The following is a 17,092-nucleotide window of genomic DNA, read 5'->3' as shown; positions in this document are numbered from 1 at the left end:
TTGGATGGATCATCTGGTATTTGAGGTTGGATTGGCTATTGCTCTGATCGCCGCAGCCGGACTTATCTCCACCAAACTCCGCTTATCGGTCATCCCTTTTTATATCCTGATTGGAATGGCCGTCGGACCGCATGCGATGGAGCTGTGGCATTTTGATTTTCGATTTATCGAAAGCGCGCCTTTTATTGATTTTATGGGAAGAATCGGGGTGCTGTTTCTTCTCTTCTACCTGGGACTGGAGTTCTCGGTAGGCCGTTTGATTAAATCAGGCCGTTCCATCGCGGTGGGCGGCACCATATATATCGGCATTAATTTTACATTAGGACTGGCGCTCGGCTTTCTAACTGGTTTTCCCATCGCAGAGACACTCGTCATTGCCGGGATCACCACGATTTCCTCCAGCGCCATTGCTGCCAAGGTGTTGGTCGATCTGAAGCGAACCGCTAATGCTGAAACTGAAATGATTTTAGGCATTATTATGTTTGAGGATGTTTTCCTCGCCGTCTACATTTCTATCCTCTCCGGATTGGTTCTCAGCGATTCATCCTCGCTCGGGGGTGTGCTGTTATCGGCGCTAATCGCGCTTGGTTTTATGCTCGCAGTTATTATTATCGGTCGGAAGGCCGTCCCTCTGTTAAATCGAATTCTTCGTATTCGCTCCAATGAGGTATTCGGACTTGTTATTTTTGGCTCTCTGTTTCTTGTGGCAGGTTTTTCGGAAACGATTCATGTGGCGGAAGCCATCGGAGCCTTATTAATCGGACTCGTGCTAGCCGAAACAGAACATGCCAAACGGATCGAGCATTTAATTGTTCCTTTCCGCGATTTCTTTGGCGCCTTGTTCTTCTTCAGCTTCGGACTATCTATTGATCCACTGTCTCTGGGCGGAAACGCGATCTGGCTTGCGCTGGCAGCAGTCATTCTTACGTTAATCGGTAACATTTGGGCCGGAATGCTGGCTGGACGCACTGTCTCTCTGTCACCCAAGGCGTCGGCAAATATCGGTTTGACGATTGTGGCCCGCGGTGAGTTCTCGATCATTATGGCTAATTTGGGAAAAGAGGGCGGTTTGCTGGATATTGTTCAGCCCTTTGCCGCTATCTATGTACTTATATTGGCAATTATGGCTCCGTTACTGGCAAAGCAGTCAAAACCTATTTTTAATATGATGAATAAGGTTTTCAAGTTCAAGGACCCCCGCCTTCGAAAGGAAGAGAGGAACTCGGTGTAACTGAAATGTAAAAGCTGGATACGACAATCCAATAGGAGGGAAGGCTATGCCGCACGCTGTAAAACATGCCGAAGCTCTATGAGGCGGCTTGTGAAGCCCGCTTCGGGAGATGCGAGCAGGTTCCCTGTCTTTTATACGGTGATTGGCGGAATTACGGCATCCGTCGGTCTGGAATTGTTTTTGCATCCGCATGATATGATCGCTGGTGGCGTCACAGGCATTTCCAGACTCATGTCGCTTTATACACAAGAGCATTTTGGATTACTGCTGTTCATTTTGAACTTGCCGCTCATGCTGCTATATTCTCTGTCGACCCACAAGCCCATGCTACTTCGGGCGCTTCCAGGTCTGTTTGCCTTTTCAGGCTCAGCCATTATTCTGTCCCCTTTCCCGGCAGTAAGTGGTCACCCGGTAGTATGCGCTCTGGGCGGAGGGATCTGCATCGGACTTGGCGCAGGGCTGGCGGCCCGTCACGGAGGTTTGCTCGATTCTCTGGGGCTGAACGAATCTGACGATGGCCGTCCGTCCAGTCTGTTTCTGACACAGCGGAAGATTCCGTTGATACAAATTGTGATGCTTTGTAATGGCTTGCTGCTAATTACGGCTGGCTTCGTGCTAGGCTGGGAACCAGCTCTGTATTCAGCCCTATCCTGCCTTGCTGCCTATGAAACGACCCGACTGATGTTTACCGGTCTGACTCGGATGATTTGCGTCGTCAGCAAGGATCAGCAAACCGTCCAAGAAGCCTTATACCGCAGGCTCCGTATTTACAGTACGCCTGTGGGAAATCCTGCACAGATAGAGGGCAAAAATAGAGGTGAACGGGCAGAGGAAAAAGATGAACAGGTCATCGTCTACAGCGTTCATCTATTGGATTTGCAGCGCTTTAAGGCGGTCATCCAAATGGCAGATCCGCAGGCTGAGATTATGTATGTGAAGCGATGGGAAGTGTAGCAAGGCCAAGTATATTTACTTCTATATTAATGCGATTTGAGAAAAAAGAATAATCAATAATTATAAACACATTAAAAAACGCTTATCTACACTAATCCCTCTTCACGGATTAATGATAGATAAGCGTTTTGTCGTGATTACGATATATTAACGGTTGTATTCCTAATTTCGCATAATAAAGTCATGTTCATTTGCTTAGCAAAAATATGGATTGCTTGATTTTTATATTATGGATGTACTAACTCAATCCAATCACTGATATACTAACGAAAACAATCCAACATTATAGGAGTGGTTGAAAATGGATAAGGTTCGTTACAAGATAAGAGAAGTAACAGACAGTGGCAAAATTGATTCTTTCTTGAATAAAGCGAGGATTGGGCATCTGGGTATGGTTGATGGTAAGTTGCCATACGTTGTTCCGCTCAATTATGTTTGGTCAAACGGAAAGCTTTATTTTCATGGAGCTACTGGCGGGAGACGAAATCAGGTGATGAGTACAAATCCAGAGGTTTGTTTTACAGTTTGCGAAGAATATGGAACTATTACTGATCCAGTACCAGCTAAGACAGACACCGCGTATATGAGTGTTATGATTTTCGGCAAGGCTGAGCCTATTGTCGATCTGGACGAAGTTACACATATGTTGCAGGAAATGATTCGAAAATATGTGCCTGATTATTATAACCGCCCATTAGCCAAACAGCACGTTGACAAATATAGGTCCGCTGTATTCGGAGGTCCAGTTCAGGTATACCGAATTGACCCCTATCATATAACGGCGAAAGAAAATCCAATCGAAGAAGAAAAAATGTATAGACCAGCAAAAACAGTCTAATAGCCGTCTCTAATGAAACACTTATTTTTGCCAATTTGCATGTGTCTTTCTTTGTGATCTCCATTCCTGAACCAATATAGAGGTTACTTACATCTATAAAATAGGGGTTGGGATGAAAGTTAAACCAGCCAGGTCGAGCAATGACCAAAAGCCATGGATCCTAATCATAAGGACTGTGGCTCTTTACTGATGTTAGAACCAAAAATTTTGATAAGAAGGCATCAGAAATGCGAAAAGCTAAAATACTTGAACAAAATACATGGGTGAGAAGCAGAAAGAGGGTAAAACGAACATGGGCCATTTAGTCGAAGAAAATCTTGAATCCGTACGACAACGGATGGAATTGGCTTGCCAAGCTTCAGGGCGCAAGAAAGAAGATGTGAAATTGTTGTTAGCGACAAAAACCGTACCCCTTGAAAAATTAAAAATTGCCATTCAAGCGGGCGAAACTTTATTTGGTGAAAACAAAGCTCAAGAACTTTTGGGGAAATTACCACTTATGCAGCAGTACAACCAGGTGGAATGGCATTTTATCGGACATCTGCAAACGAATAAAGTAAAAGACGTTGTAAAATATGTCAAGCTCATTCATTCTGTGGACCGTTTGAGATTGGGGCAGGCATTGCATCATCAGCTCTTGAAAGAGAACAAGACCATGGATATTTTGGTACAAATCAATACGTCCTACGAAGAAAGCAAATTTGGCGCTCCGCCAGAAGCAGCACTGGAGTTAGTTGAACAATTGTCTCAGTTCGAAACGTTAAACATTAAAGGCTTGATGACTATTGGAAAACTGAATGCCTCAAATGACGAAACCAGACATTGCTTCCGATTGTTAAAACAAATTCAGGCACAGATTATGGTGGAAAAATTTCCACGTGTAGAAATGGACACTCTTTCGATGGGCATGTCAGGGGATTTCAAGGTTGCCATCGAAGAAGGAGCTACAATCATACGCGTAGGGACAAGCGTATTTGGCCAACGTTATTTGCCAGACACGTATTACTGGAACGAAAACGCGCGTCAGAACGATTAGGAGAGAGGCAGGAGAGAGCTTATGAACACAACATCAACTTCACTGCGCGGCCGCGATTTAATTTCACCCACTATAGCTGCTTTAATATCTGTCATTGTCAATTATGGGGGTACATTTATTCTCGTATTTCAGGCAGCAAAAGTAGCAGGTCTAAGCTCTGAAATGACCACTTCATGGATATGGTCGATTTCTATTGGTGTGGGTGTAACTGGTATATGGCTAAGTTACCGATACCGTGAACCGATTATTACCGCTTGGTCAACACCAGGCGTAGCTTTTCTTGTTTCGGCGTTAGCTGTAACCCCCTATCCAGAAGTGATTGGCGCCTATATTATCTCTGCTTTAGGATTTATTATTTTGGGGTTATCGGGGATGTTCGAACGTTTCGTCCGGCTAATCCCTCCAGGCATTGCTTCAGGGCTGCTGGCAGGTATTTTACTGCAGTTTGGCATTTCAGCCTTTGGTGGCGCGAAAGTTGACCCTCTGCTTGTAGTTGTCCTGTTTTCTGCGTATGTAGTATTAAGAAGGTTTACATCCCGTTACGCTATCGTGGGTATTTTGGCAATCGGACTTATTTATTTAATTAGTGTGGGGAAAGTAGATTTCAGTAATATCAAATTGGCAATTGCATCGCCGGTATTTGTCGTTCCAGAGTTTTCGTTTCATGCTTTATTGGGTGTTGCATTACCGCTGTTTATTATTACCTTGACAGGACAATATATGCCTGGAATGCTAGTGTTACGAAATGACGGATTTAAAACGAGCGCGAATCCGATTTTGACTGTAACGGGTTTAGGCTCGCTCTTAACAGCGCCTTTTGGTTCACACGCCTTTAATGTAGCAGCAATTACAGCCGCGATTTGTACAGGGAAAGACGCGCACGAGGATTCAACAAAACGTTACATTGCAGGTATTGCCTGTGGCATTTTTTACATTGTTGTCGGCATTTTTGGTGTGACGCTGTCTGCTCTGTTTCTGATTCTTCCTGCTACCTTTATCGCCACCTTAGCAGGATTGGCACTCCTGGGTACAATTGGCGGTAGCCTTGCCAACGCATTAACAGATCCCAAGGGACGTGAGACAGCATTAATTACTTTTTTAGCAACAGCCGCAAATGTTACATTACTTGGAGTTGGAGGTGCATTTTGGGGACTTATTACAGGTTTGGCGGCACATATTTTGATTTATGGACAATTTCGAAAAAAGCAATATAGTACGAATGTAATACAACAAGCTGAGCAGAACCAATAGAAGGCTTGAAATCAGTACAGATACAGATAAGGTCACATGAGAAGCTGCTTGGCGGTAAGCAACGAGTATTCACCTTTGCTGCAAAAGTGGTAGCTACGCCATCTCATGAAGCTTTAATGATGCATCTCGGCGTAGACGGCGCCTTATAAAAGCATCTCCGCAAGGCGATAAATACCGACTTCAATTGCCTCCTCATCTACTTTAGCAAAACCAAGTACCCATCCTTTTCGGTCGCTATTTAGACAATAATTGCTTAGGGGATAAACACGTATTCCTTCTTTGAGCGCTTGGTTAGTCACAGCTTCTTCGTCAAACGATTCCTCAGCTTCGAGAAGCATGTGCAATCCTGTTTCTACCCCACTGAGTTTAAAACGCTTGTCTAGACCAGTAGCAGCTATGGCCTTTGTCATGGCTGCATGTCTACGCCGATATACATTTCTGACTCTTCTCATATGGCGCATGAAATGCCCGTGTTCAATAAAATGAGCAAGCGTCAATTGTTCCATAATTGGAAGATGACGATAAGTGAGTGCATGGACTTGAGCAAGCTGTTGGATGGCCCCTTTTGGCCCAACAATCGCCGATATTCGTATTCCAGGAGCAACCATTTTGGAAAAGCTCATCATATATAACGTATTTTGGGGTTGATGGCTGAATAACGTAGGAAGTGGGTCCCCACGATATCGAAATTCACTATCATAATCGTCCTCAACAATCCAAAATTGATGTTGTGAAGCCTTACGTAACAATTGTTGCCTCCGTGGTTCCGACATTATGACTCCAACTGCACACTGATGCGAAGGCGTGACAAAAGTTAGCTTGGATTGTGGATGAATGTGATCTACCTGTAATCCGTATTCGTCAACAGGAACGGGCACAACATTCATACTCCTATATTTCATGGTCATCCAAGCGGCAGGAAAACCGGGATCTTCAACAGAAACCGTGTCTCCTTCAGTTAATAGCGCTTGGGCGATCAAATCAAGGCTATGCTGCGCTCCTGAGGTTAACATAATTTGATCGATATGCACATGGATTCCTCGTTCAAGTGACAAATACCGTTGTATCTGTTCGCGCAGTGATACAAAACCGTAGGCGTTACCATAAGCCCAATTCGCCAAGTCCATTTCTGTGGAGGCTTGTAAAAATGATTGTCTCCATTTTCTTTGAAAATGTTGGTCCAAATAAGGTTCGTGGGGACAGAAATCAATCTCCACATTTTGCTCTTCTTTGCCTCTAAGCCAGCCGTGTAGATGATTGACTGCAGCCTTTAATACAGGTAATTCAGGGGTGACTGGCCCTTGAGGCATAACATCTTCAAAAGAGCCTGTTATATAGCTCCACTCACTTACCCTTGTTCCACCGCGCCGAGATGTCACGGTGTATCCACGGCTGAATAATTCCTCATAAACAATCTGTATGGTTGAACGCGAGACACCGACTAATAAAGCGAGCTCACGAGATGGGAGTAGCAATTCCCCTGGTGGCCATTTTCCTGTTCTAATATTATGAATCGCTTGGTCTAGAAGTTGCTGCCATAGGGGACGTTGGTCGTTTCGGTTAACTTTGAGCATAAGATTCACCTTCATATGTATTTGAATTCAACATGTGGATTGCTTAAATCACTTATTAATGTATGATTATAACACTCCATTAATTAATATACTATCATGACGATAGCTGCCTTTCAATACGATAGTATTTAGAAAAAGAGGACAACTAGAGCGTTTCTCCAAACTTTAAGCAGCCAAATCATGATGGAAACCAACGTCAAAAAAACTTGTCTATCATTAATCCTTACATTTGGATTAATGATAGACAAGTTTTGTGTTACTATCGCAAAATAACAGGTTATATGCTCCATTATGTGTTAATTTAGTTATGGTGTGTTTGTCTTAATTTTGCATAATAAAGTCATGTTCAATACTGCTGGCACCGTCAAAGGTTCGAATAATATCATAGCGGGTATTGCGTTGTGCCGGAACATGACCCGTTTCGCGGATCAGCTGTAAAATGGATTCGATGTTGACTTTGTACGTTGCGCCTGCGGCGGAAACGACGTTTTCCTCAATCATGGTACTACCGAAGTCGTCACAACCGTAATACAGTGATTTTTTACCGATCTCTGGTCCCATCGTTACCCATGAAGACTGAATATGTTTGATGTTATCCAGTACAAGGCGGCTGATTGCGACAGTCTTCAAATATTCCTCTGGCGTCTGGCGTTCCTTTTTCAGGTTCGTATTATCCGGTTGGAAGGTCCATGGAATAAAGGCCAGGAAGCCTTCGGAATCATATTTGTTTTCAATGCATTCGTCCTGAGCATCACGAACACGCAATAAATGCAGTGCACGCTCCTCCATCAACTCGCCAAAGCCGATAACCATCGTGGCCGTCGTGTTCATACCCACCTTGTGAGCGGTCTGCATCACGTCCATCCAATCACGCCAAGAGCCTTTGAGACGGCTGATTTTGCGGCGTGTGCGGTCATCTAAAATTTCTCCGCCCCCGCCTGGCAGGGAATCCAATCCTGCTTCATGAATGGCTCGAATCGTATCTTCCATGGACAAGCCGGATTTTTCCTTCATCTTATGAATTTCAGCTGGCGAGAAGGAGTGCATCGTAATATCGGGAAAACGCTCCTTGATCGCTTTGAGCAAATCGGTATAGTAACTGAACGGCAGATTAGGATTCACACCGCCTTGCATCAGAATCTCAGTGCCGCCTACATCCTGGGTTTCCTTGATTTTCTGGAAAATCACTTCATCGGGCAGGACATAGCCTTCATCTGAACCCGGTCTGCGGTAAAAAGCGCAAAAGCGGCAATATACGTCACAGACGTTCGTATAGTTAATATTTCGTCCGATGACGAAGGTTTTGATCGGATCAGGATGCATACGGTTCATCACTTTGTTCGCCGCGTGACCGATTTTTTCTACTTCGTCTGACTCGAACAAAGCAACGGTGTCCTCTAAATTCAGGCGTTCGCCGCGTAGGGCTTTATCTAAAATATGGTCGATTACACTCATGGTGTATCCTCCTTCGCTTTCACAGGGGGACGAAATGAAAGACAGGACTTATGAACGAGAATGATTTCACAAACCTGCGTTCGAACCCTGTCGTATTATATGTGTTCATGACTGGCTTTGTATTTGTCTGTGCTATATAGCATAGTAAAACCTAATGATAATACTAACATATCTTTAGGTAAGGAACCATACTTATTCCCGTTTCTTTCTGCTTTCTACCCAGGGGATGATGCGACGAACAAGCTATAATTCTACGGTACATTATCCCATGGAAAGGGAAGATGGGGTTGTGCAACAGCGTTCATATTGCCCTCCGCCATGTCGCGCCTACACAAAGCAGCAAGCTTCCCACTACACAGAAGCTTGCTGCTTTTTTAGATTTTATGTTTATTATGCCGTGTTTTTGTTTTAGCGAAGAGCCTCATTCAGATCATTGATCAGATCGTCAATATCTTCCAGGCCTACGGAGAAACGCAGCAGACCGTCCGTGATTCCCCGCTCCAGACGTACACTATGCGGCATTGCAGCATGTGACATCATTGCCGGATACGACAAAATACTTTCTACAGCTCCCAGGCTCACCGCCACAATCGGAATTTGTACGCGATTGAGTACCTCTTTTGCACGCTCACCGGAACCTACATCAAACGAGATAACCGCACCGTATCCACTGGATTGGCTTTCATGTACGGCACGCCCCGGATGATTTTCCAGACCCGGATAGTATACCGCCTCAATGTCACTTCGCTCGTTCAGCCAATTGGCCAGCTTCGCTGCACTCTTTTCGCTGTGAGCCATACGTGCTTCCAGTGTCTTCATCCCGCGCATAAGCAACCACGACTCCTGTGGGGCCAATACGGTTCCAAGTCCGTTTTGAAGCTGCTTGATTTGTCTGCCCAACGACTCCGTACGTGCTACCGCAAGACCTGCCAATACATCGCTGTGGCCGCCGAGAAATTTGGTTGCGCTGTGCAACACAATATCGACACCCTGCTCAATTGGACGTTGATAATATGGCGTCATAAAGGTGTTATCCAGCAGTGTCAGCAGCCCTTTATCCTGTGCCCAAGCTGTTATCCCTGCCACATCGGTGATTTTGAGCGTTGGATTGGAGGGCGTCTCCATGTACACTGCCTTCGTATTTTCCTGCAATGCTTCTTTCACAAGGTTGATGTCTGTCATATCGACGAAGGTGGTTTCGATATTCATCCGTTTTAAAATAGAAGTCAGCAGGCGGTAGGTCCCTCCATATACATCTTCCGAAACAATGACATGGTCCCCAGCGGACAACAGCATAAACGTACTGGATATAGCCGCCATGCCCGATGCAAAGGCAAAACCTCTCGCTCCACCTTCCAGTAAGGCGATGTAGTCCTCCAAAGCTTGCCGTGTCGGGTTGCCGGAACGGCTGTAGTCATGCAGCGGAGGATTGAAAATATCGTGATGGTGAAAGGTGGACGCCTGATAAATCGGTACGCTCGACGCACCCGTAACACTATCGATTTCAGAGCCAAAATGTAGCAGCTTGGTAGCAAATTTCCGTTCTTTTTCCGACTCTTGCCCGATTTTCCGCACGTCCTCAATCATTGCTGTTGTCCTCCTTCGATTTCCTGACGTGCCGCCTCCAACGCTGAACGCAAATCTTCAATTAAATCATCCGTATGTTCAATGCCGACGGAGAAGCGCAGCAACCGATCATCTACTCCCACTGCATCCCGAATCTCAGCCGGTATATCGGCATGTGTCTGCACAGCAGGATAAGTCATTAACGATTCCACACCGCCCAGACTTTCTGCAAAAGCAATAAGCTTAATGTTTCGAAGCAATGGCTCCACATAACGGGCATCTTTTACTTTAAAAGAGAAAATACCTGTGTTGCCGCTGGATTGTTTATTTTGAATTTCACGACCAGGATGACCCTCAAGCCCCGGATAAAACACCTCAGCCACCGCCGGATGCGTCAGCAGATAATTGGCCAGCACCGTCGCATTGTGCTCATGCCGATCCATACGCAGCGCCAATGTTTTCATGCCCTTCATCAACTGGTAGCTATCGCTCGGAGAAAGTACAGCACCAATGGAATTATGAAGGAAGGAAATTTCGGCTGACAGCTCCTTACCCTTGGTTACAATCAAGCCTGCCAGCACATCGTTGTGTCCGCCCAGATACTTGGTTGCGCTATGTACCACAATATCGGCACCCAGTTCCAAAGGACGCTGGAAATACGGTGTTAACAGCGTATTATCTACAATGGTAAGCAACTGACGTTGTGATGCCCATTCGGCTACAGCGCGAATATCCGTAATCATCATTAATGGATTCGTAGGCGTTTCAATGAATACCGCTTTGGTATTCGGTCGACATGACTGCTCGATGGCTTCAAGATCGTTCGTATCCACATAGCTCGCCGTCACGCCGAATCTGGATAAAATACGTTCCAGCAAACGATACGTGCCTCCATATAGATCCAGCGATACAATCAGATGATCTCCTTGTCCAAACAGGGCAAATACCGTTTGCAGCGCCGCCATACCTGAACTGCATGCAAAGCCTGCATCACCGGATTCCAGTGTAGCGGACGCCTCTTCCAGCACCTTACGTGTCGGATTGATCGTTCGAATGTAATCAAATCCTGTGCTTTGACCCAAACGGGGATGGCGAAACGCCGTAGATTGATAAATCGGAAAATTCACTGCTCCGGTTACCGGCTCTTCGATTGAACCAATTTGTGCTAATCTGCTTTCGATTTTCCACTGTTTCTCACTCATATGAATCCTCCTGTTCATTTCCACAATAGGTGCTGTAACATATGCTGCAAAATTGGATTATCACATCTATACTGCTGCGCTGCTGCAAGGTGGTACTGCGTAGATATAAACGTTAAGCCCCTTTTTTAAATCTGGGGCCCGATATCGAAAGGGGTTTCTTGGTATACATAATAGTTGAGCCAATTTGAAAATAATAAATTGGCATGCGCACGCCAGGTTGAGGGCGGTGTACGCTCAGGGTCATTGTTGGGAAAATAATTTTTCGGTACTTCAATATCCATCCCTTTGGCGACATCACGATCATATTCCCATTTCAGGGAAAGTGGATCGTATTCGGAATGCCCAGTCACAAAGATTTGTTTGCCATCACGCGTAGCTACCAGATACACTCCGGCTTCCTCAGATTCGGATAAAAGCTCCAGTTCGGCAATATGCTCAATATCTTCGCGCCGAACCTCTGTATGCCGGGAATGAGGTGCATAAAACAATTCATCAAAACCGCGTAGCAATTTCACTTTAGGTTTAATAACGCTATGTGAAAACACGCCAAAACATTTGTAATCAAGTCCGTATTTAGGAACATCGAAATGATGGTACAGACCCGCCTGTGAAGCCCAACAGATATGCATGGTCGAAGTTACATTCGTTTTCGTCCATTCAAAAATTTGCCGGATTTCCTCCCAGTAGTTCACATCTTCAAACTCAAGCTGTTCAACGGGTGCTCCCGTAATAACCATACCGTCAAAACGGCTGTTTCTGATCTCGTCAAAGGTTTTATAAAACATGTTCAAATATTCCTGCGATGTATTTTTAGATACATGCGACTTCATGTGCACCAGCGTAACGTCCACTTGAAGCGGGGTATTGCCGACCAGACGCAACAGTTGGGTTTCCGTTGTCTCTTTGGTAGGCATCAAATTCAAAATGGCGATGCGCAACGGACGAATATCCTGATGATAGGCCAGGCTTTCATCCATTACGAAAATATTTTCGCCCTCCAGCACTTCCTTGGCAGGTAGTGTATCCGGAATTTTAATCGGCATGTAAATTCACTCCTTGTTCGGTGAAGTTTTTTGCGAAAATCGTCATGTTGAGATGCCGGGCATATAATAAAAAGACCTTCCTCGGTTACGAGAAAGGTCATATTTGTATCCATATGCGCCTCTCTCATCTGTCAGGGCATCGCTCTTTGTAAAAAGCGCGCGTCCTGCAAGAATTAGCACCGTGCGATTAAAATCGCCGGTTGCCGGGTATCATCGGGCTAGTCCCTCCACCTGCTCTTGATAAGATTTCGCTATATTCATTTTGGGTTCATAAAAAGTTCTTGTTGTTCACTTTAATGCATCCGCTGGGCTTCGTCAAGATGGGACTTGTAATTTTCCACCCCTGCATTCACATTTCGTCTTACATTTCCATATGTTAAATCATACATTACCCCATCGCCGAAGCTCTTGTCACTCCTGTTGATTTAGCCCATGATTTTGCGCTTGAAAGGCTGTAGGCCGAGCGTTATACTATACAAGTGCTATAGGCGAAAATATAAAGCAGTGGTGCAGATTTAGAGTGCTTTCTGCGATACTGTGGCAACCTAAAAAGAACATTTGTGAGGTGAATCCGGAATGGAAGGCGACCCGAGTCCGAATAGGCGGCGATCCCTGAACAACAGCATAGGAATGACTTCAGCTTGCCGAAAGACGGGACGCCAGGCTCTGCATGCTCCAAAAGCCTCTGGCTTTTGATGGGATGCCGCTTACCCGATCCGGCTAACTGGCTAACTGAGTCCATTCCTTATGCTTGAGATACACGTATTTTCCGTTACGACGGAGCATAAGGAGTGACATATATGAAAATCCGTTTGGTAAACAATGGGGTTTTTACCCCTGTCGAAGAAATTGAAATGGCGCTTACTCCGCCAGCAGAAGGCTTTTATTGGATTGATGCCGATGTTGATGATCTGGCAGTGCTCCAGCCTTTGTTCTCCATGCATGATCTCGCGGTAGAGGACTGTTTGAGTGAAGAAGAGCAGCGTCCAAAGATTGAAATTTACGAGAGCCATTATTTTATCGTTGTAAACAGTATTCGTTTTGATGATGAAGAAATATTTTTACGTGCTTTGAACATTTTCCTAGGCCGCCATTTTATCATTACGGTGACGAAGCAGAAAATCAATGAGCTACGTACCCTCAAGCCTATGCTATGGGAGCAGGAGGTTAGCCAGCCTGACCGTTTTATGTATCTGTTGATCGATTTGATTGTTGACAACTATTTTCTGGTTGGTGACCGGATTGAGGTTCGCATTGAAAAGCTGGAAGAAGACATTCTGATGCATACGAAAAAATCGCATTTGAATGAAATTATCGGCTTACGCAGTGAGATCCTGTGGCTGAAAAAAGTGCTTGGTCCACAAAAAGAAGTCATCAATACGTTGAACAAACGGGATTTACGGCTGATTGACGATCAATTGCAAAAATATTTCAGCGACATTTATGAAAATGCCGTGAAAATTTCGGAGACTTTCGAAACTTACCGCGATCTAATGGGTAACCTTCGAGAGGCTTATCAATCCAGTATCGCTAACCGTGCGAATGAAATCATGCGCGTGTTTACAGCGATTACAACCGTGTTTATGCCGTTGACTGTTATTACCGGAATTTATGGTATGAACTTTGATAATATGCCTGAGCTTCATACACGTTATGGTTATTTTGTCGTCATTGGTATTATGGTGGCGCTGGGTGTAAGCATGTTTTGTATTTTCCGCAAGAAGGACTGGGTTTGAAAAGAATCAGCGGCAGCCGTATCCTCACAGGATATAGCTGCTGCTTTTTTTGTGTGGTTATTTTTATATTTGCGCTATGTTATCCCGCATGTCGTTCTGATGCTACCTGATGACGAAAACGGATACGAATCAGACGCAGCCGCTCATAAACTTGATCCAATCCCTTTTCCGCAGCCTGTTCCTCACCATATACCCGCAGCATGACGGGCTTGAGCAGCGTATCCCCCAGTTCTTCAAACGCAGACCAGATCGCCATCTGCTCTTCTTCAGATACGTTCACCAATTCCTGACGGATCAGTTTTTCCATATCGATTCCATCTCTATCCAAATGCTCTACTGCTTCAATCATTTCTCTACGATGTAACCCCGCCTTCAGTCCGATATGCTCCAATGTAAGACCGTCTGAAATACCTTCAATAATGGTTTTTGTCAGACTGAATTTATTCAGTTCCTGCTTATACTGGGTCTCTTTTTGCTTGTACAGCCATGATAAGAAAACTTCCTCATCCAGCGTCTCTGTTACCCAATTTAGCGGAAATGGCGTAGTCCGGTCATTTTGTGTCGTTATAGCCAGTAGCTCTGGCCCATATTGAGATATTTTACCTTGCCCCATCCCTGGTAGCTCCAGCAACTCCTCCTCGGTATGGGGAAGATAGACGCTAATCAACCGGAGCAGACGATTGGTAGCGATAAAATAAGGTGCCTTTCGCTCGGCAGCCGCCTTTTGCCGCCTCCACATCGTCAATTGCTCATACACATCATCACGCGGAAACAAATCACTATAGCAATACAGCTTTTGTAATGTTTGTCCACGTCCTGCTGCCCCTGCCCCTTCCTGCTCATGAAAAACACCATGGATTAAGGGTCTGTAGCCCTCTGCCATCTTCAGCGCCAGCTCATGGCGGTATACATGCAGCAACTCCTGCCACAAGCTGCCCTCATACCAAAGATCATCTGTACTTTCATCCAAGCTGTGTTGTGTGCTCCATCCTGCACTCCATACCCCATCATGTTGACCAATCCATACCTGGGCAAATAGCTCATGGCCCTGTTCATTCCGTTTGGACAAGCGGTTTAAAAATACAATTTCCATGCTTTTTTCCTCCATGCTTATAATTGGGTTACAGTCCGGTACAACGCCAAACGCAAAAAAAGCACCTATCCCGCGTATTCGCAAGAAAGGTGCTTCCCTTTTTGAGCCGTACTATACTGTTGCCTATATGATAACCGTACCTCGGATCGCCGTCAACCCAAAATTATCATTTGTTCAGCTTTTCCTTTGCCAAGGCAAGAGCACCGCACAATCCGGCATTGTCTCCCAAGCCTGGGGCCACGATATATTGATCAATTTCTGTAGTCAGACTCCGATGCTGTACGTATCCGTTCAACAGTTTTTGAAGCTCGGCGCGAACGAGTGGGAACAGTTGCTCCTGCTTCATCACTCCGCCGCCCATAATAATTTTTTGCGGTGAAAGAATCAATACATAGCTCATCAAAGCCTGTGCCAAATAATAAGCTTCCATCTCCCATGCCGGGTGATCCACAGAAAGCTCATGGCCTTTGACCTTCCATCTTTTTTCAAGTGCAGGACCCGCAGCCAGCCCTTCCAGACAATCTCCGTGATAAGGACATGTCCCTTCATAGGTATCTTCCGGATGACGACGCACCAGAATATGGCCCATTTCAGGATGGGACAGTCCATGAATCAGCTTTCCACCGACCTGAGCACCCGCTCCGATACCTGTACCTATCGTAATATAGAGACAGCTATCCAGTCCCTTAGCCGCCCCCCAGATGGATTCGCCCAATGCTGCACCGTTCACATCCGTGTCAAATCCCATAGGTACGTCAAAATGCTCTTTCAGTTTGCCGATCAGGTTATAATTGCCCCAATGCGGCTTTGGCGTTGTTGTAATATAGCCATATGTATCACTGCCTTCGATAGGATCAATCGGCCCAAACGACCCTACACCCAGCGCTTCAATGCCCTTCCCTTCAAAAAATGCAACGACATTCGCCATCGTTTCTGCTGGCGTGGCTGTCGGAAAGCTTGCGCGTTCCAGCACCTCTCCCTGTTCGTTGCCAATTCCACATACAAATTTGGTACCGCCTGCCTCAATTGCTCCCAATACTGTCATAGCTGCTGTTGTCCCCTCTCAGTCATGATCCGATTCTCTCTACCCTATATTCTCCTGAAACGTATCCAAGGTCAATCCCCTTAAAAGGACACTAACGCACAAAGCGCCAGCATCCTCATATGTGTAATGAGAGCTCCGGGTTGTACTTGTGAAGCCAAGCTGGCTTCGTTATGATCCAGTTGCCACACCCATTAACGTACACAAGCTTTTCATTTCAAGCTCCTCAAACTTGTCTACAATTTGCACATGATCCAGTGTCAGCAGACAGCTGTCCAGTTCGCATGCTACAGGTACACCACAGTGAATTTCAGCCAACTTACGTGACAAATGCAGCATATCCAGATCACTCTCGATCTTTTTGCGCACCGCCGGCGTCAATTGATCCAGATTCTCCAGAATACCTTCAATGGAGTCATATTCCTGTACCAGCTTGAGTGCCGTCTTCTCACCAATGCCCCGTACTCCCGGATAATTGTCACTTGCATCCCCCATTAGTCCCTTGAGGTCCACGACTTGGCGAGGTTTGAGTCCTTTTTCGGACAGCAGCGTTTCCGGGGTATACACCATATAATTGCCGTGGCCTTTTTTCATAATAATGACCCGTGTCCGCTCATCCACCAATTGGAGTAAATCGTGATCTCCGGAGAGAATCATTACATCCATGTCCTCAGTCTGCGTATAAAGGCGTGCCAGCGTACCGATACAATCATCCGCTTCAAAGCCTGCCGCTCCAATGTTAGGAATGCCGAGGCTGTCCGTCACTTCACGGATCAATGTAAATTGGGGAATCAAATCATCTGGCGCGTCAGCCCGATTCCCCTTGTACGCAGCAAAATGCTCCCCGCGAAACGTCGTTCCTCCCATATCCCAGCAGCATACGACATGCGTTGGATTATATGTTTGTACCGCATCCCAAAAATATCGAATAAAACCATATATGGCGTTCGTTGGCACTCCGGCCTTTGTACGCCTTATATAACCGTTTGCAGCAGTTGCATAATAAGCGCGGAATAACAGAGCCATGCCGTCAACCAGCATTATGGATTGTTCTTTACGTTGTGTCACAGA

The 17,092-nt window shown here is 45.5% G+C and carries 14 protein-coding genes and 1 riboswitch; of the genes, 6 read left to right on the top strand and 8 right to left on the bottom strand.

Annotated features, from left to right (window positions below):
• Window positions 1–4 precede the first annotated feature (4 nt).
• From ABH897_RS13030 to ABH897_RS13010, 5 genes are all read left to right on the top strand, one after another.
• Window positions 5–1,231 carry a cation:proton antiporter gene (locus ABH897_RS13030; RefSeq protein ID WP_044647429.1) on the top strand — a complete coding sequence of 409 codons (1,227 nt, stop codon included), beginning with the start codon at window positions 5–7 and terminating at the stop codon, window positions 1,229–1,231.
• Window positions 1,232–1,321: 90 nt separating this feature from the next.
• Window positions 1,322–2,185, top strand: coding sequence for a YitT family protein (locus tag ABH897_RS13025; protein WP_283655244.1), 864 nt, complete (start codon window positions 1,322–1,324; stop codon window positions 2,183–2,185).
• 301 nt (window positions 2,186–2,486) lie between these two features.
• Window positions 2,487–3,023, top strand: coding sequence for a pyridoxamine 5'-phosphate oxidase family protein (locus ABH897_RS13020; RefSeq protein ID WP_283655243.1), 537 nt, complete (start codon window positions 2,487–2,489; stop codon window positions 3,021–3,023).
• Window positions 3,024–3,315: 292 nt separating this feature from the next.
• The gene (locus tag ABH897_RS13015) at window positions 3,316–4,059 is read left to right on the top strand and encodes a YggS family pyridoxal phosphate-dependent enzyme (protein WP_404520031.1); all 744 of its coding nucleotides are present in this window, start codon (window positions 3,316–3,318) and stop codon (window positions 4,057–4,059) included.
• Between the two features lie 21 nt (window positions 4,060–4,080).
• Window positions 4,081–5,310, top strand: a complete 1,230-nt coding sequence (locus ABH897_RS13010; RefSeq protein ID WP_404520029.1) for a benzoate/H(+) symporter BenE family transporter — start codon at window positions 4,081–4,083, stop codon at window positions 5,308–5,310.
• Window positions 5,311–5,453: 143 nt separating this feature from the next.
• On the opposite strand, the gene pdxR is transcribed toward ABH897_RS13010, so the two are convergent.
• The 5 genes from pdxR to metA all read right to left on the bottom strand — a co-directional run bounded on the left by pdxR (window position 5,454) and on the right by metA (window position 12,150).
• Window positions 5,454–6,884: a MocR-like pyridoxine biosynthesis transcription factor PdxR gene (gene pdxR, locus ABH897_RS13005; RefSeq protein ID WP_283655240.1), complete on the bottom strand. Its 1,431-nt coding sequence runs from the start codon at window positions 6,882–6,884 to the stop codon at window positions 5,454–5,456.
• Window positions 6,885–7,205: 321 nt separating this feature from the next.
• Window positions 7,206–8,339, bottom strand: a complete 1,134-nt coding sequence (gene mqnC / locus ABH897_RS13000) for a cyclic dehypoxanthinyl futalosine synthase (protein ID WP_283655239.1) — start codon at window positions 8,337–8,339, stop codon at window positions 7,206–7,208.
• A gap of 408 nt (window positions 8,340–8,747) precedes the next feature.
• Window positions 8,748–9,926 (bottom strand): trans-sulfuration enzyme family protein, encoded by a 1,179-nt coding sequence (locus ABH897_RS12995; protein ID WP_283657751.1) that lies wholly within the window; start codon window positions 9,924–9,926, stop codon window positions 8,748–8,750.
• Entirely contained in the window at window positions 9,923–11,107 is a 1,185-nt protein-coding gene (locus tag ABH897_RS12990; RefSeq protein WP_283657750.1) for a PLP-dependent transferase, read from the bottom strand. The genes ABH897_RS12995 and ABH897_RS12990 overlap by 4 nt, the downstream gene beginning before the upstream one ends.
• A 125-nt stretch (window positions 11,108–11,232) precedes the next feature.
• The gene (metA, locus tag ABH897_RS12985) at window positions 11,233–12,150 is read right to left on the bottom strand and encodes a homoserine O-acetyltransferase MetA (RefSeq protein WP_283655238.1); all 918 of its coding nucleotides are present in this window, start codon (window positions 12,148–12,150) and stop codon (window positions 11,233–11,235) included.
• A 121-nt stretch (window positions 12,151–12,271) separates the two neighbouring features.
• Window positions 12,272–12,397: riboswitch (SAM riboswitch) on the bottom strand.
• 553 nt (window positions 12,398–12,950) lie between these two features.
• On the opposite strand from metA, the gene corA reads away from it, so the two are divergent.
• Window positions 12,951–13,886, top strand: a complete 936-nt coding sequence (gene corA, locus ABH897_RS12980) for a magnesium/cobalt transporter CorA (protein WP_014280596.1) — start codon at window positions 12,951–12,953, stop codon at window positions 13,884–13,886.
• 79 nt (window positions 13,887–13,965) lie between these two features.
• Here the strand turns inward: corA and ABH897_RS12975 are convergent, their stop codons facing one another.
• From ABH897_RS12975 to ABH897_RS12965, 3 genes are all read right to left on the bottom strand, one after another.
• A complete protein-coding gene (locus ABH897_RS12975) occupies window positions 13,966–14,979 on the bottom strand; it encodes an HRDC domain-containing protein (RefSeq protein WP_404580828.1) in 1,014 nt (337 codons plus the stop codon).
• Window positions 14,980–15,145: 166 nt separating this feature from the next.
• Complete coding sequence (locus tag ABH897_RS12970; protein ID WP_283655236.1) at window positions 15,146–16,024, bottom strand: ROK family protein; 879 nt, start codon at window positions 16,022–16,024, stop codon at window positions 15,146–15,148.
• A 168-nt stretch (window positions 16,025–16,192) separates the two neighbouring features.
• Window positions 16,193–17,089 carry a 5'-3' exonuclease gene (locus tag ABH897_RS12965; protein WP_283655235.1) on the bottom strand — a complete coding sequence of 299 codons (897 nt, stop codon included), beginning with the start codon at window positions 17,087–17,089 and terminating at the stop codon, window positions 16,193–16,195.
• Between the last annotated feature and the right edge of the window lie 3 nt (window positions 17,090–17,092).

Origin of the sequence: Paenibacillus sp. RC73 (genome assembly GCF_044908085.1) — a bacterium.
GTDB classification, from domain to species: domain Bacteria; phylum Bacillota; class Bacilli; order Paenibacillales; family Paenibacillaceae; genus Paenibacillus; species Paenibacillus terrae_A.
Note: the sequence above shows the minus strand (reverse complement) of the source record. Positions and strands in the feature narration are given on the sequence as shown.

Excerpts from the sequence above, each read along its gene's own strand:
- ABH897_RS13030 (WP_044647429.1), top strand. The coding sequence starts at position 5 with ATGGATCATCTGGTATTTGAGGTTGGATTGGCTATTGCTCTGATCGCC.
- ABH897_RS13020 (WP_283655243.1), top strand. The coding sequence starts at position 2,487 with ATGGATAAGGTTCGTTACAAGATAAGAGAAGTAACAGACAGTGGCAAA.
- ABH897_RS13015 (WP_404520031.1), top strand. The coding sequence starts at position 3,316 with ATGGGCCATTTAGTCGAAGAAAATCTTGAATCCGTACGACAACGGATG.
- ABH897_RS13010 (WP_404520029.1), top strand. The coding sequence starts at position 4,081 with ATGAACACAACATCAACTTCACTGCGCGGCCGCGATTTAATTTCACCC.
- pdxR (WP_283655240.1), bottom strand. The coding sequence starts at position 6,884 with ATGCTCAAAGTTAACCGAAACGACCAACGTCCCCTATGGCAGCAACTT.
- mqnC (WP_283655239.1), bottom strand. The coding sequence starts at position 8,339 with ATGAGTGTAATCGACCATATTTTAGATAAAGCCCTACGCGGCGAACGC.
- ABH897_RS12995 (WP_283657751.1), bottom strand. The coding sequence starts at position 9,926 with ATGATTGAGGACGTGCGGAAAATCGGGCAAGAGTCGGAAAAAGAACGG.
- ABH897_RS12990 (WP_283657750.1), bottom strand. The coding sequence starts at position 11,107 with ATGAGTGAGAAACAGTGGAAAATCGAAAGCAGATTAGCACAAATTGGT.
- metA (WP_283655238.1), bottom strand. The coding sequence starts at position 12,150 with ATGCCGATTAAAATTCCGGATACACTACCTGCCAAGGAAGTGCTGGAG.
- corA (WP_014280596.1), top strand. The coding sequence starts at position 12,951 with ATGAAAATCCGTTTGGTAAACAATGGGGTTTTTACCCCTGTCGAAGAA.
- ABH897_RS12975 (WP_404580828.1), bottom strand. The coding sequence starts at position 14,979 with ATGGAAATTGTATTTTTAAACCGCTTGTCCAAACGGAATGAACAGGGC.
- ABH897_RS12970 (WP_283655236.1), bottom strand. The coding sequence starts at position 16,024 with ATGACAGTATTGGGAGCAATTGAGGCAGGCGGTACCAAATTTGTATGT.